The organism is Pseudomonas sp. NFACC51 (genome assembly GCF_900103575.1).
Lineage (GTDB): Bacteria > Pseudomonadota > Gammaproteobacteria > Pseudomonadales > Pseudomonadaceae > Aquipseudomonas > Aquipseudomonas fluorescens_Q.
Window position 1 is genome coordinate 261,903 of the sequence record NZ_FMXH01000009.1, and the last position, 12,656, is coordinate 274,558.

Below are 12,656 nucleotides of genomic sequence, written 5' to 3' on the forward strand. Positions count from 1 at the left end.
ATAGTCGTAGGAATTGAAAATGAGCGCCTGAAAAGGCAGGCACAAGTCAGTCAATGTAGCGGCTGACTTGGCGATTGCCTAGGGGGCGTGCTCAATCAGCGGGGCGGGCGAGGCGTGCGCGAACCACCTGGGTCGGAGCGAAATGGCAGGTAAAGGTGCTGCCATGGCCGGGTACGCTGCTGATTTCCATGCGGGCGCGATGGCGCAGCAGGACGTGTTTGACAATGGCCAGGCCCAGCCCGGTGCCGCCGGTATTGGAGTTGCGGCTGGAGTCGACACGGTAGAAACGTTCGGTCAGGCGCGGCAGGTGTTTGCTGTCGATGCCAATGCCCGAATCACGCACGCTCAGGTGCGCGCCTTGCTCATCGCCCCACCAGCGCACATGGATCCGGCCTTGCTCCGGCGTGTATTTGACCGCGTTGAACACCAGGTTGGAAAACGCACTGCGCAGTTCCGCCTCGCTGCCTTTGAGCTGCACGGCCGCATCGGCTTCCAGGGTGATGGTCTGCTGCTTGGAGCCGGACAGTTCCTGCGCGTCTTCGACAATGGTTTGCAGCAAATCGTCGATGGGCACTGGCTGGTTGTCCGACGGGTAATCGGTGGCTTCCAGCTTAGCCAGCAGCAACAAGTCGTTGAGCAGGGTCTGCATGCGCCCGCTTTGCTGGTGCATCTGCTGCAAGGCCCGGCTCCAGCGCGGGTTCACTTCCTCGACGTTGTCGAGCAGGGTTTCCAGATAACCACAGATCACCGTCAATGGCGTGCGCAGTTCGTGGGAGACGTTGGCGATGAAGTCCTTGCGCATCTGTTCCAACTGATGGATGCGCGTGACGTCGCGTACCAGCATCAAATGCTCATTGTTGCCATAGCGCGTGATGTACAGCTGGATACGTAGCCGATCATTGGTGGGCGAAGGAATCTCCAGGGGCTCGGCGTAATTGGCCTGCTCGAAATATTCCTTGAAGCGCGGATGACGTACCAGGTTGGTCACCGGCTGGCCGCTGTCCTGTGGCGTCTTGAGGCCCAACAGGGTTTCGGCGGCGCGGTTCCACCATTCCAGGTTGCCATCGCTGTCGAGCATGATCACGGCGTCTTTGAGTGCCGCAGTGGACTCCTGGACACGGTCGATCACCGCTTGCAGGCGCCCGCGCACGCGCTGGTCGCGCCGTTGCAGGTGGTAAATGCTGTCGAACACCTCACCCCACAGGCCATAGCCGTCGGGCGGGGCTTCGTCGGGTTGGTGCAGGCGTAGCCATTCATGCAGGCGCAACAATTGCTTGAGGGTCCAGGCCAGGTAAAGCCCCAGGCCCGCGGCCAGGCTCCAGCCGTAGTAGCCGCTGACCAAGCCGATCACCAGACAGCCGGTCACCAGCAACAACATGTGGCGAATCAGGGTGCCATGCCAGTTTTGATTCACGTGACGCGCGTCCTTGTCAGCTTGTCGGGCGGTAAGGGCTCGGATCAGGCCTTGGTAGAAAAACGATAACCGGTGCCGCGCACGGTTTGTACCAGATTTTCGTAGGCGTCGCCGAGGGCCTTGCGCAGGCGTCGGATGTGCACATCCACGGTGCGCTCTTCCACGTAGACGTTACCGCCCCAGACCTGGTCCAGCAGTTGGCCACGGGTGTAGGCACGCTCCTGGTGGGTCATGAAGAATTGCAGCAGGCGGTATTCCGTGGGGCCCATCTCGGCGGGCTTGCCGTCGATGGTCACGCGGTGACTGATGGGGTCCAGCAGCAGGCCGCCGACCTCGATCGGTGCTTCGCCGTCGGTGGGGCCAGCGCGACGCAGCACGGCCTTCAGGCGCGCCACCAGCTCCCGTGGGGAAAACGGCTTGGTGATGTAGTCGTCGGCGCCGACTTCCAGGCCCTGGATCTTGTTGTCCTCTTCGCCCTTGGCGGTGAGCATGATGATCGGAATATCACCGGTCAGCTCGTCGCGCTTGAGGCGTCGCGCCAGTTCGATGCCCGAAGTGCCGGGCAGCATCCAGTCCAACAGAATCAGGTCGGGCTTGCGGTCGACGATGATGGCGTGGGCCTGTTGAGAGTTTTCTGCTTCCATGCAGTCATAGCCGGCCATCTCCAACGCAACGGCGATCATCTCGCGGATGGGCGCCTCGTCGTCGACGATCAGAATGCTCCTGCCAACCATGGGGTAATCCTCTTGTCATTTAACTGTCTTGCGCCGCATTAGATAACGGAATTATTGCAGTCGTGTGACAGTTATTTCGTGGGCGGGCAGTGAAAGGGATCCTGGGCTACGCTTTTCAGTCCGAATCCTGACAACCACACAAGAAGGTTTCCATGACTTACCTTACCCAATCCATCCGGGCACTGGCGGTAACGGCTGCCCTGGCGCTGCCGACATGGGCATTCGCGGCTGAGCCGGCGATGGTCGATAAAGAGAAGGGCATACTGACGGACCACCAAAACATGACGTTGTATACGTTTGCCAAAGACTCGGGCGGCAAGTCGATGTGCAACGACAAGTGCGCCGCCAACTGGCCGCCGCTCATGGCCGAAGAAAGCGACAAGTCCATGGGCAAATGGACCGTGATCACCCGCGATGACCGAAAGAAGCAGTGGGCCTACGATGGCAAGCCGCTGTACACCTTTGTGAAGGATACAAAGGCCGGTGACATGACCGGTGACGGCTTGATGGACGGCGCCTGGAAGGTCGCCAAGCCCCACTGACGGGCACGGCGCCGAGCGGATGCTCTTGTGGCGAGGGAGCTTGCTCCCGCTGGGCTGCGTAGCGGCCCCAAGATTTTGCGGTTGCTGCGCAACCGAGCGGGAGCAAGCTCCCTCGCCACAAAGGCTTTCATGACCCAAGGTTCACCGCTGGGTCATAGGCCTCAGCGCAACGCATAATCCAGCACAATCCCCACGAAAATCGCCAACCCGGCCCAATGGTTGTGCAAAAACGCCTGGAAGCAGCGCATCCGGTCCCTGCCACGGGTGTACCAGAACTCCCAGGCGAAGCACGCGGCAGCGGCCACCAGCCCCAGGTGGAACCAGCCGCCCAGTTGGAACTTCGACCCGGCCAGCAACAGGCAGCCCAGTGCCAGGCCTTGCAACGTCAGGATGATCACCCGGTCGGCATCGCCAAACAGGATCGCCGTGGACTTCACCCCGATTCGCAAGTCATCGTCCCGGTCGGTCATTGCGTAATAGGTGTCGTAGCCCACCGTCCACAGCAGGTTGGCGATGTACAGCAACCAGGCGGCGGCCGGCAGATGACCGGTTTCGGCGGTGAACGCCATCGGCATGCCCCAGGAGAACGCCGCGCCCAGCACCACTTGCGGGTAGTAGGTATAGCGCTTCATGAACGGGTAACTGAACGCCAGCGCCAAGCCACCGAGTGAGAGCAGGATAGTCGGGGCGTTGGTGCACAGCACCAGCAGGAAACTCACGCTCATCAGCACGGCGAAGAACACCAGCGCCTCTTTCGAACTGATCTTGCCGCTCACCAGCGGGCGCTGCTCGGTGCGCTTGACGTGACCGTCCACCTTGCGGTCGGCCCAGTCATTGATCACACAGCCGCCGGCGCGGGTCAGCACCACGCCGAGGACGAAAATCACCAGGTTGGCGATGGACGGTGAGCCTTCACCGGCAATCCATAGCGCCCACAACGTCGGCCACAGCAGCAGGTAGATGCCAATGGGCTTGTCCATGCGGGTCAGTTGCACGAAGTCCCAGGCCCGCGGGTTCAGGCGGTTCAAGGATTTGAGCAGTTGCACGTACATCAGCAATTCTCCGAATAGGCACGGGCGACGGTCCACAGGCGCGGCAGGAAAATTTCCGCCACCAGCACGCTCAATGCACCGCGGTCGAAACGTGAGCGGCGACCCCACAGCCCGCTGGCGCGCACTTCTTCGGGCAACCCGGCGTCGGGGTAATGGCAAACTTCGATGGCTCGGCGCTGGAACGCCTGGTCACAAAATAGCAACTCCCCCAGGGAACGGCTGCCCAGTTCGTCCATCTGCAAGCCGTCACCCTGCAAGGCGCTGCGCGCCGCCACACTGCGGGCGAACACCCACGGCTGGTCATGGCCGCGCAGATACACCTCGCGTACCCAGCCTTCGCTACCCTCGGCCAGGTCCAGGGCGGCGCATTCGTCGGCGCGCAACGGCTGCCAGCCTTCGAACAACGGCGTCACGCTGAAATGGCCGTCCGACAGGCGCGTCAGGCGCCGGGTCAGGGAGCCTTCGTCGAACAGCCAGTCGAGGACACCCGCATCGGGCCGGGGCGACAGCAGGGGTTGGGGCAGCCATTGGAGTGTTGGAAATATCGAATTTGTATGCGGCACGAGGGTCTTGATAGGCAACAAATGAGGCCGCGAGCTTACCATGACGGTCGCCGATTTTGACGGCTCCGGCCTGCTGCACTGCCGATCGTGCTTGCATCTGCGACGACCGATCAGTACAAAACGCCCTGAGCCGGAAAACAGCCTCGAGCGACCCTATACCGGCAAACGCCTGACACCTGAGGAAGTACCTGAATGAAAAAGTGGCAATGTATCGTCTGCGGCCTGATCTACAACGAAGCCGACGGTTGGCCGGATGATGGCATCGCACCTGGCACCCGTTGGGAAGACGTACCGGCAGACTGGCTGTGCCCGGACTGCGGCGTCGGCAAGATGGATTTCGAAATGATCGAAATCAACTGATCGTTTCTCAACTGGCATGGAAAGCATCACATGGAGAGCAGCATGAGCGCACCTGTCGTCATCGTCGGTACGGGGCTGGCCGGTTACAACCTGGCCCGGGAATTTCGCAAACTCGACAGCGAAACCCCATTGCTGCTGATCAGCGCCGATGACGGTCGCTCGTACTCCAAGCCCATGCTTTCCACGGGCTTTGGCAAAAACAAAGACGCCGACGGCCTGAGCATGGCCGAGCCCGGGACCATGGCCGAGCAACTGAAGGCCGAAGTGCGCACCCATACCCGCATCAGCGGCATCGACCCGGGCCACAAACGGCTGTGGATCGGCGAAGAAGCGGTGAGCTACCGCGACCTGATCCTGGCCTGGGGCGCCGAAACCGTGCGCGTGCCGGTGCAGGGCGATGCCGCGGACCTGATCTTCCCCATCAACGACCTGGAAGACTACGCACGCTTTCGCGCAGCGGCGACTGGCAAACGTCGCGTGCTGCTGCTCGGCGCCGGGCTGATTGGCTGCGAGTTCGCCAACGACCTGATCCTGGGTGGCTATGAAGTGCAATTGGTGGCGCCGTGCGAGCAAGTCATGCCGACCCTGCTGCACCCGGCCGCCGCTGCGGCTGTACAGGCCGGGCTGGAAAGCCTCGGCGCGCGCTTCCACCTGGGGCCGGTACTCAATCGCCTGCAACGGGTCGCCGATGGGTTGGAAGCCCACTTGTCCGACGGCCAGGTGATTGCCTGTGACCTGGTGGTCTCGGCCATCGGCTTGCGTCCCCGCATCGACCTGGCCGCCGCTGCCGGCCTGGTGGTCAATCGCGGCGTGGTGGTCGACCGTCACCTCAAGACCTCCCACGCTAACATCTACGCTCTGGGTGACTGCGCCGAGGTCGATGGCTTGAACCTGCTATATGTCATGCCGCTGATGAGCTGCGCCCGGGCCCTGGCCCAGACCCTGGCCGGCAACCCGACGGCCGTCAGCTACGGCGCCATGCCGATTACCGTGAAAACCCCGGTGTGCCCACTGGTGGTGTCGCCACCACCGCGAGGTAGCGAGGGCGTGTGGAGTGTCGAAGGGCAGGGCGCGGACATCAAGGTGTTATGCCGCGACGCTCAAGGCAATCTGTTGGGGTACGCCCTGACAGGCACGGCGGTGATGGAGAAACTGGCACTGAACAAGAAACTTCCACCCCTGCTGGCGTAAATACTGGTCGTTCTGTCGCAAAAACCCTACTTTTGGTCCCACAAAGGTCGCCCGGCCACTGGCGCCGTTTTCGGCACCGTGCCATCCTCACTCCCGTCTGCCGCAGAGTAGAGCCTGCGGCGCCTTAGGGGCCGTTCCAAAGAGAACGGCACGGACATAACAACAAAAAAACCGTCAAAGGGGCTTCATTCATGCGTAAACCAGAACTCGCCGCCGCCATCGCGGAAAAAGCAGACCTCACCAAAGAACAAGCCAACCGCGTCCTCAACGCCGTCCTCGAGGAAATCACCGGCGCCCTGCACCGCAAGGATAGCGTCACCCTGGTGGGCTTCGGCACTTTCCTGCAACGCCACCGCGGCGCCCGCACTGGCAAAAACCCACAGACCGGTGAGCCGGTGAAGATCAAGGCCAGCAACACCGTTGCCTTTAAACCAGGCAAGTTCCTGAAAGAAAGCGTCAACCCGTAATTGCTGCAAGTACCTCAGCCAGGGGGGAAGAAAGTGGCAATCAAAAGGGCATACCGATGAATCGGTATGCCCTTTTTTGTGCTGGGGGGGGTGGCGAGGGAGCTTGCTCCCGCTCGGCTGCGAAGCAGTCGTCGCTTTTAGGGCCGCTTCGCGACCCAGCGGGAGCAAGCTCCCTCGCCACGGGATTTGGGGATGCCCCTGTGCGAGCTTGCTCGCGATGACGTCTGCCTAATCTGCAGAAGTCTTCGGCGCTGCCAACGCCTTCAAGGCCGCCTTGCGTTCCTCTATCGGCAATTTGCCGAGCTTTGCCACCGCTGCGTAAAACCTGATCCAGTCCCCGCCCTCCCGCCTGAACAGCGCCGCAAACGCCGGCACCCACTGGTCATACAGCCCGAACGGCAGCAGCCGTGCATTGTTCAGTGGGGCATAGACCCAGGCATCGTAGCGTTTGTCACCGGCCCATTGAGTGTCCCGCAACCGCTCATAGTCGGTGCGCAGGCGTTCGAATGCCTGTGCCTTGCGTTGTCGCATCTGTTCGGTCGGCAGGGGTTGGGTGTAGAGCGCTTCCAGGCGCTGGCGGGTGTCGAGAATCAATTGGATGAATTGGTCGCGCTGGCGCGCGTGCTTGCCGTTATCCGGCGCCAGCCCACGACTGGCGCGCCATTGCCGGCTGCCTTCCTGCTCGACGAAGGTGGCGAAGGACTCATTGAATTCGGTGTCGTCCTTGACATAAAACCGCTGGTGCGCCAGTTCATGAAAGATCAGCGTCGCCAGGCGTTCGTCGCCCCAATGCATCATCGAACTCAGGATCGGATCGTTGAACCAACCCAATGTCGAGTAGGCCTCCACACCACCGATCGACACGTCCATGCCCTGCAAACGCTGCAATGCGGCCTCGCCACGGGCGGCTCCCTGGCTGTAATAACCGCGATAAGCCACGCAACCGGCAATGGGGAAGCAATGATTTTGCGGCGCTAGGGAAAACTCTGGCGTGGTGAAGACATTCCAGACTACGAACGGCCGGCCAATGTCTGCATACAGGCGATAACTTTTATTGTCCGGCAAATGCAGGTGATCACTGGCGAACGTCCGTGCCTCACGCGCCTGGGTCAGGTGCGCCTTCAGTTGAGCATCGCGAGCAGGGTCGGCAATGACCTGGTCGATAGGCTCCCGGGCTTGCAACAACCGCAATTGCCCACCGACGAGCTGGCTGTAATAACCGACGCTTGAGCAACCGTTCAGTAACAAAAGCAGGAGACCTGGAAACAAAATCCGGAAAGCACGGTCGAGTAACCGATGGCTTGAATGCGGCCTGATCAATTGGAATCACCCTGGGAAGTCTGCCCACAAGACTATCTCGCTTGCCTGGAGCTTCGCTATGCGCGTGTTGATGCTGACGAGCGGCCTGTTGCTGCTGACCGGTTGCGCCGGTTTGCCTGATCCTGATCCATCCCAAGCGTGGATCGACCTGGGAAGCCAGCAGGACACCGCGCTGCAAGCGCTAAAAGTCGATGACAAGACGTCCATCGACCGGCGCTACTTCGAAGTGCAACCCGGCAGCCATGAACTGACGGTGCGTTATCAATTTGCCGTCGAGCCCGGCAACATCGGCCCGGATGCCGAGCCGCTGTGGCGCGATTGCCGGTTGAACGTGAAATTCAAGGACTTCAACGCCGGCCAACGTTACCAGCTGCAGGCCGGCAGCATTGGTTTCCGGCCATGGGCCAAGCTTTACGATCAGCAACGCAAGGTGGTGGGGCAAGGTACGCCGGCGGGCTGCCAACAAACGTGATTGGCGCTATGCTCAGGGTCTGATTTCAGGAAATTCACCATGCGCTTACCTCTGCTGTTACTGGTCCTGGTCTCCATGAGCGGTTGTGCAACGAGCCCACTGCCCCCGGTCGATCCGAACATGGCGTGGATCGATTTCGCTACCCCCATGCCGGGCGGCAAAATGCTGATGGCTGAAAGCCTGGATGGCCAGCGATTGCGAGACGGCCGGTTCTTTCAGGTTTCGCCGGGCAGCCACGAACTGAAAGTGCGCTTCGACTTCGAAGTGTTTAGCGGTGGTGGGCTGGGCATGCAAGCCGAACCGCAAGAGCGGCTGTGCTACATGCTCGTGCGTTATGACCATTTCGAGGCCGGCCAGCGCTATCGGCTGGAGGCTCGCAACCTGGCGTTCACGCCCAGCGCCCGGCTCTATGACGCCAAGCGTCAAATCGTGGCCGAAGAGCGACAAATCAATTGCGTTCCGTAGCGTGTTCTAGCGGTCGTTCTTCTGGTAGATGATTTTCTTCGTGCCGTTTTCGCAAGTGCCCACCACCATGTTCTGATCGTGGACTTCGTCGTTGGTGACGATTTCCAACGTGTAGGACGATACGTTATTGGCTTGGATCTTCGCTTCGATTTCCGCTTTCAGCTCTTCACAGGATTTCGGTTCGGCAAGCGCAGATGCAGCGAATGCGCAACCGATGACCACCAGGGCTGATCGTTTCATGTTCGAATTCCTCATGGCAGCGCGCACTGCCTGTGCGCTGAAACTGCAGGTTTCATTCGACCATAATTGCGCCAGGGTAAACAGCTCGACCGTATTCAAGAAATCGCAGCCCTCGGCAGCGCCTGCGAAGGCTGCGACCCTTTCATGTGTCAGCTCACCAGCGTCGCATCCAGGGTGATCTGGGCGTTCAGCACCTTGGAAACCGGGCATCCTTCCTTGGCCTTCTTGCTCAGTTCGTCGAATTGCGCCTGGCTGGCGCCGGGGATTTTCGCCTTGAGCACCAACTTGACTGCAGTGATCGCGAAACCGCCATCGACCTGGTCCAGGGTCACTTCTGCGTTGGTGTCGATGCTGTCGGCCTTGAGCCCGGCATCGCCGAGGATCATCGAAAAGGCCATGGAAAAGCAGCCGGCATGGGCCGCGCCGATCAATTCCTCTGGGTTGGTGCCCTTGCCGCCTTCGAAGCGCGCCTTGAAGCCGTAGGGCGCTTCGCGCAGCACACCGGTTTCCGTGGAGATGGAACCGATACCGGTTTTCAGGTCACCTTCCCAATGAGCCGATGCTTTCTTGATGATAGCCATGTCTGCCTCCTGAAGATCCGGCGCGCGAGACGCGCCTGGGTATTTTTTTAGCTGTCTGGGTTGTGAGGATAGACCGCCCGGAAAAGTTCACCTTGTCGATTAGCCGACGAATTTAGTAGGAAAATTCTTCGCAGCTATTGAAACTCGGGTATATGCCCACATTGCATGGAACACACCTTTAGAAAACGGCAGGCTTTTGCCCTCGGGAAAAGCCCGGAACGCCGTTGGAGATCCCGGCCCATGAAACAGCTGTCCGACGTGAAATTCTCAACCCTCGACCTGGTGCCTGTCCGCGCCGATGGCAATGCTGCCCAGTCCTTGCGCAATTCGCTGGACCTGGCGCAGCACGTGGAAAAATACGGTTATACCCGCTTCTGGGTGGCCGAACACCACAACATGGACGGTATCGCCAGCTCCGCGACGGCGGTGCTGCTGGGTTATCTGGCGGGGGGGACTTCGACCATTCGTGTCGGCTCCGGCGGCGTCATGTTGCCCAATCACGCGCCGTTGATCATCGCCGAACAGTTTGGCACGCTGGAAAGCCTCTACCCGGGTCGAATCGACCTGGGGTTGGGGCGTGCGCCCGGTTCCGACCAGATGACTGCTCGGGCGCTGCGTCGCGAGCGCTCCGGCAGCGCGGACGATTTCCCCGAAGACGTGGCCGAACTGATGCGCTACCTCGGCCCGCGCACCCCGGACCAACGCATCATCGCCATGCCCGGCACCGGCACCAACGTGCCGGTATGGTTGCTGGGGTCGAGCCTGTTCAGTGCGCAACTGGCCGGTGAACGCGGTTTGCCCTACGCGTTCGCCTCCCATTTCGCACCGCGCTACATGCACGAGGCAATTCGCATCTACCGCAACCATTTCAAGCCGTCGGCAGTGCTCGACAAGCCTTATGTAATGCTCGGCGTGCCGCTGGTGGCGGCGGATACGGATGAACAGGCCGATTACCTGGCGACGTCGGTGTATCAGCGGATCCTGGCGCTGATGCGCGGCCAGAGCCTGGTGCAGCGTCCGCCGGTCGAAACCATGAACGGCCTCTGGTTGCCCCATGAGAAAGAAGCGGTTGGCGATTTCTTGGGACTGGCCATGGTCGGCGGTCCGCAGAAGATTCGCGCCAAGCTCGACGTGCTGATCGAGCAAACCCAGGCCGATGAGCTGATTTTCACCAGCGACCTGTACGAGCATGCCGATCGTTTGCACTCATACGAGTTGCTGGCGCAGGTTATGAAAGGCTAATGACGCGCATAAAAAAGCCGACGCACTGCGTCGGCTTTGACGTTCGAAAAGAATCACTTTTTATAGACGATTTCTTTCGTACCGCCCTCACAGGTGCCTACGACTTTTCCGTCGGTCGTTGCGCCTTTATCGACGATTTCCAGCGAATAACCTGACACGCCCCTGGCATCCAGCTTCGCCGCGATTTCGCTTTTCAGCGCTTCGCAGGGCTTGCCGGCCGCAAACGCACCACCGGCAAGGCTCAGCAAACCCAGGGCTACCATCAATTTTTTCATCGCTCGCACTCCTTGGTCGGATCAAATAGGGCAGGTATGGGAAAAACAGAATGCGCGTACCATAGCGCATCGCCATTCCCTATGGCACTCCGCCAGCGTGCAAGTTCATCGTTCCTCAGCTATTCACAATCCGGAACCCGACTTTGAGGGTGACCTGAAAGTGCGCGGCCCGGCCGTTTTCGATGTGCCCGCGGGTTTCCGTGACTTCGAACCACTCCAAGTGCTTGAGGCTTTTGCTGGCCTCGGCCAGGGCGTTATTGATGGCGTCTTCAATGCTGGTGGGAGACGAGCCGACCAGCTCGACTTTTTTGTAAGTGTGATGATCACTCATGAGGTTCTCCTTGGTTGTTTTTAACAGCCTAGCAGCGATTTTTCGTCATACGTGTGTCGCCGTTTGCGCACTGAAGTTCAGATTTACTGCACTTTCAGAAACGACCGCAGTCCCAATTCACACACGCCACTCAACCACTGCAGGAGAGAGCCACCATGGCCAGCAATTCGTTACGCAAAGCCTCGTTGCAAAGCATGGAAGCGGAGATCGAGAGTCTGCTCAAGTCGTTGGAAAGCCTGAAGGACGATGCTTCGGACGAGTCGCGTAAGACCCTCAAGTCGCTCAAGGCCAATGCCGAGAACGCCCTGAAACATTCTCGCCATCTGCTCAGCGACGCGTATGAAGAGGTCAAGGTGAAAACCCGTGAAACCGGGATCGCCACACGCGACTATGCGCAGGAACACCCATGGACCACAGCGGGTGTCGCGGTCGGTGCGCTTGGTTTGCTGGCTGCTTACTTGCTGTGCAAACGCGGAGACTGAGTCGGTTGGCTCAGCTCATGCCTGAGCCACTGGGCCAATTGCCGAGCACGTCCATCTGCGGCGCGCTTGGGTAGCCACAACGCCAGTCGCGCCGCCGTTTCATCGAAACCCCACGGCGCGACCAGGCGACCGGCGCGCACGTCCTCAGCCACCAGCGGCTCGGGCGCGATCGCCACGCCGAGCCCCGCTACGGCGGCCTCCAGCAAATAATACAGATGCTCGAATCCTTGCCCGAACTTCAATACCCGGGGATCAAGGTGGTTTTGCTGTGCCCAGGTCGGCCAGGCCTGTGGGCGGGAGGTGGTGTGCAGCAACGATTCGTCCAGCAGCGCGCTGGCCGGTGCGGTCTGCAGGCGGGCAAATCCGGCGTAGTGCGGGCTCATCACGGGGCCGATCCGCTCGCTCACCAGTTCATACACCTGCATGTCGGCCGGCCAGGGTGGTTCGGCGAATACCAGCAAGGCGTCCAGTCCCGGTCGCCTGGGGTCCAGGTCGCCCTCGCCGGCGGACAGGTGCAGGCGCAAATCCGGCAGGTCGGCATTGAGCCTGCCCAGGCGGGGAATAAACCAGCGCGCCAGCAAGCTTCCCGAGCAGCCCAGGACGAACGGGGCATCGGCGGTGCTTTGCGTCAGTTCCGCGCACACGCTGCGTAACCGCTCGAACGCGTCAGTGCTGGCATCACGCAGGCGCATGCCGGCATCTGTGAGTTTCAAGCCGCGTCCATCCTTGATGAACAGGCTGACACCCAAATGTTCTTCCAGCACCTTCAGCTGTCGACTTACAGCGCCATGGGTGACGTGCAGCTGTTCGGCCGCCTGGCTTACGCTGTTCAGGCGGGCGGTGGCCTCGAAGGCGCGCAAGGCGTTGAGCGGGGGAAGGTCGTGGCTCATGTGATCTGTGAGATTTTCTGACAGGTTGTGGCGAT

General features: G+C 60.6%; 19 protein-coding genes. 9 read left to right on the forward strand and 10 right to left on the reverse strand.

Annotation, left to right across the window (positions count from 1 at the left end; all coding sequences use genetic code 11):
* Window positions 1-91: 91 nt before the first annotated feature.
* Entirely contained in the window at window positions 92-1,378 is a 1,287-nt protein-coding gene (gene phoR, locus BLT00_RS19630; protein WP_256572162.1) for a phosphate regulon sensor histidine kinase PhoR, read from the reverse strand.
* A gap of 80 nt (window positions 1,379-1,458) precedes the next feature.
* Entirely contained in the window at window positions 1,459-2,148 is a 690-nt protein-coding gene (gene phoB, locus BLT00_RS19635) for a phosphate regulon transcriptional regulator PhoB (RefSeq protein ID WP_003177195.1), read from the reverse strand.
* Window positions 2,149-2,300: 152 nt separating this feature from the next.
* Here phoB and BLT00_RS19640 point away from each other — a divergent pair, with 152 nt between their 5' ends.
* Window positions 2,301-2,690, forward strand: coding sequence for a COG4315 family predicted lipoprotein (locus tag BLT00_RS19640; protein ID WP_092150670.1), 390 nt, complete (start codon window positions 2,301-2,303; stop codon window positions 2,688-2,690).
* Window positions 2,691-2,851: 161 nt separating this feature from the next.
* Here the strand turns inward: BLT00_RS19640 and ubiA are convergent, their stop codons facing one another.
* The gene (ubiA, locus tag BLT00_RS19645; RefSeq protein WP_092150673.1) at window positions 2,852-3,742 is read right to left on the reverse strand and encodes a 4-hydroxybenzoate octaprenyltransferase; all 891 of its coding nucleotides are present in this window, start codon (window positions 3,740-3,742) and stop codon (window positions 2,852-2,854) included.
* The gene (locus BLT00_RS19650; RefSeq protein ID WP_092150700.1) at window positions 3,742-4,305 is read right to left on the reverse strand and encodes a chorismate--pyruvate lyase family protein; all 564 of its coding nucleotides are present in this window, start codon (window positions 4,303-4,305) and stop codon (window positions 3,742-3,744) included. The genes ubiA and BLT00_RS19650 overlap by 1 nt, the downstream gene beginning before the upstream one ends.
* Window positions 4,306-4,345: 40 nt before the next feature.
* On the opposite strand from BLT00_RS19650, the gene BLT00_RS31920 reads away from it, so the two are divergent.
* From BLT00_RS31920 to BLT00_RS19665, 4 genes are all read left to right on the forward strand, one after another.
* Window positions 4,346-4,501: a hypothetical protein gene (locus tag BLT00_RS31920; RefSeq protein WP_158265817.1), complete on the forward strand. Its 156-nt coding sequence runs from the start codon at window positions 4,346-4,348 to the stop codon at window positions 4,499-4,501.
* The gene (locus tag BLT00_RS19655; protein WP_003177199.1) at window positions 4,498-4,665 is read left to right on the forward strand and encodes a rubredoxin; all 168 of its coding nucleotides are present in this window, start codon (window positions 4,498-4,500) and stop codon (window positions 4,663-4,665) included. The genes BLT00_RS31920 and BLT00_RS19655 overlap by 4 nt, the downstream gene beginning before the upstream one ends.
* Window positions 4,666-4,707: 42 nt before the next feature.
* Window positions 4,708-5,856, forward strand: a complete 1,149-nt coding sequence (locus BLT00_RS19660) for an NAD(P)/FAD-dependent oxidoreductase (protein WP_092150703.1) — start codon at window positions 4,708-4,710, stop codon at window positions 5,854-5,856.
* A 191-nt stretch (window positions 5,857-6,047) separates the two neighbouring features.
* Window positions 6,048-6,323 carry an HU family DNA-binding protein gene (locus tag BLT00_RS19665; protein WP_063323541.1) on the forward strand — a complete coding sequence of 92 codons (276 nt, stop codon included), beginning with the start codon at window positions 6,048-6,050 and terminating at the stop codon, window positions 6,321-6,323.
* Between the two features lie 228 nt (window positions 6,324-6,551).
* Here BLT00_RS19665 and BLT00_RS19670 read toward each other — a convergent pair whose 3' ends face one another.
* Window positions 6,552-7,643 (reverse strand): aminopeptidase, encoded by a 1,092-nt coding sequence (locus tag BLT00_RS19670; RefSeq protein WP_092150676.1) that lies wholly within the window; start codon window positions 7,641-7,643, stop codon window positions 6,552-6,554.
* Window positions 7,644-7,701: 58 nt separating this feature from the next.
* On the opposite strand from BLT00_RS19670, the gene BLT00_RS19675 reads away from it, so the two are divergent.
* Together BLT00_RS19675 and BLT00_RS19680 are read left to right on the forward strand one after the other, a co-directional pair.
* On the forward strand, window positions 7,702-8,115 hold the full coding sequence (locus tag BLT00_RS19675) for a PA0061/PA0062 family lipoprotein (RefSeq protein ID WP_092150679.1): 414 nt from the start codon (window positions 7,702-7,704) through the stop codon (window positions 8,113-8,115).
* Between the two features lie 39 nt (window positions 8,116-8,154).
* Entirely contained in the window at window positions 8,155-8,580 is a 426-nt protein-coding gene (locus tag BLT00_RS19680; RefSeq protein ID WP_063323539.1) for a PA0061/PA0062 family lipoprotein, read from the forward strand.
* Window positions 8,581-8,586: 6 nt separating this feature from the next.
* Here the strand turns inward: BLT00_RS19680 and BLT00_RS19685 are convergent, their stop codons facing one another.
* Window positions 8,587-8,820 (reverse strand): DUF1161 domain-containing protein, encoded by a 234-nt coding sequence (locus BLT00_RS19685; protein WP_092150682.1) that lies wholly within the window; start codon window positions 8,818-8,820, stop codon window positions 8,587-8,589.
* Window positions 8,821-8,969: 149 nt separating this feature from the next.
* Window positions 8,970-9,401 carry an OsmC family protein gene (locus tag BLT00_RS19690; protein ID WP_092150685.1) on the reverse strand — a complete coding sequence of 144 codons (432 nt, stop codon included), beginning with the start codon at window positions 9,399-9,401 and terminating at the stop codon, window positions 8,970-8,972.
* A gap of 240 nt (window positions 9,402-9,641) precedes the next feature.
* On the opposite strand from BLT00_RS19690, the gene BLT00_RS19695 reads away from it, so the two are divergent.
* Window positions 9,642-10,643: an LLM class flavin-dependent oxidoreductase gene (locus BLT00_RS19695; RefSeq protein WP_063323537.1), complete on the forward strand. Its 1,002-nt coding sequence runs from the start codon at window positions 9,642-9,644 to the stop codon at window positions 10,641-10,643.
* A 53-nt stretch (window positions 10,644-10,696) separates the two neighbouring features.
* On the opposite strand, the gene BLT00_RS19700 is transcribed toward BLT00_RS19695, so the two are convergent.
* Together BLT00_RS19700 and BLT00_RS19705 are read right to left on the reverse strand one after the other, a co-directional pair.
* Window positions 10,697-10,918, reverse strand: coding sequence for a DUF1161 domain-containing protein (locus BLT00_RS19700; RefSeq protein WP_092150688.1), 222 nt, complete (start codon window positions 10,916-10,918; stop codon window positions 10,697-10,699).
* A 115-nt stretch (window positions 10,919-11,033) separates the two neighbouring features.
* Complete coding sequence (locus BLT00_RS19705; protein WP_003196424.1) at window positions 11,034-11,249, reverse strand: dodecin; 216 nt, start codon at window positions 11,247-11,249, stop codon at window positions 11,034-11,036.
* A gap of 155 nt (window positions 11,250-11,404) precedes the next feature.
* Here BLT00_RS19705 and BLT00_RS19710 point away from each other — a divergent pair, with 155 nt between their 5' ends.
* Window positions 11,405-11,731, forward strand: a complete 327-nt coding sequence (locus BLT00_RS19710; RefSeq protein WP_003196426.1) for an ElaB/YgaM/YqjD family protein — start codon at window positions 11,405-11,407, stop codon at window positions 11,729-11,731.
* On the opposite strand, the gene BLT00_RS19715 is transcribed toward BLT00_RS19710, so the two are convergent.
* Window positions 11,704-12,621: a LysR family transcriptional regulator gene (locus tag BLT00_RS19715; RefSeq protein ID WP_063323535.1), complete on the reverse strand. Its 918-nt coding sequence runs from the start codon at window positions 12,619-12,621 to the stop codon at window positions 11,704-11,706. The genes BLT00_RS19710 and BLT00_RS19715 overlap by 28 nt on opposite strands.
* Window positions 12,622-12,656 lie beyond the last annotated feature (35 nt).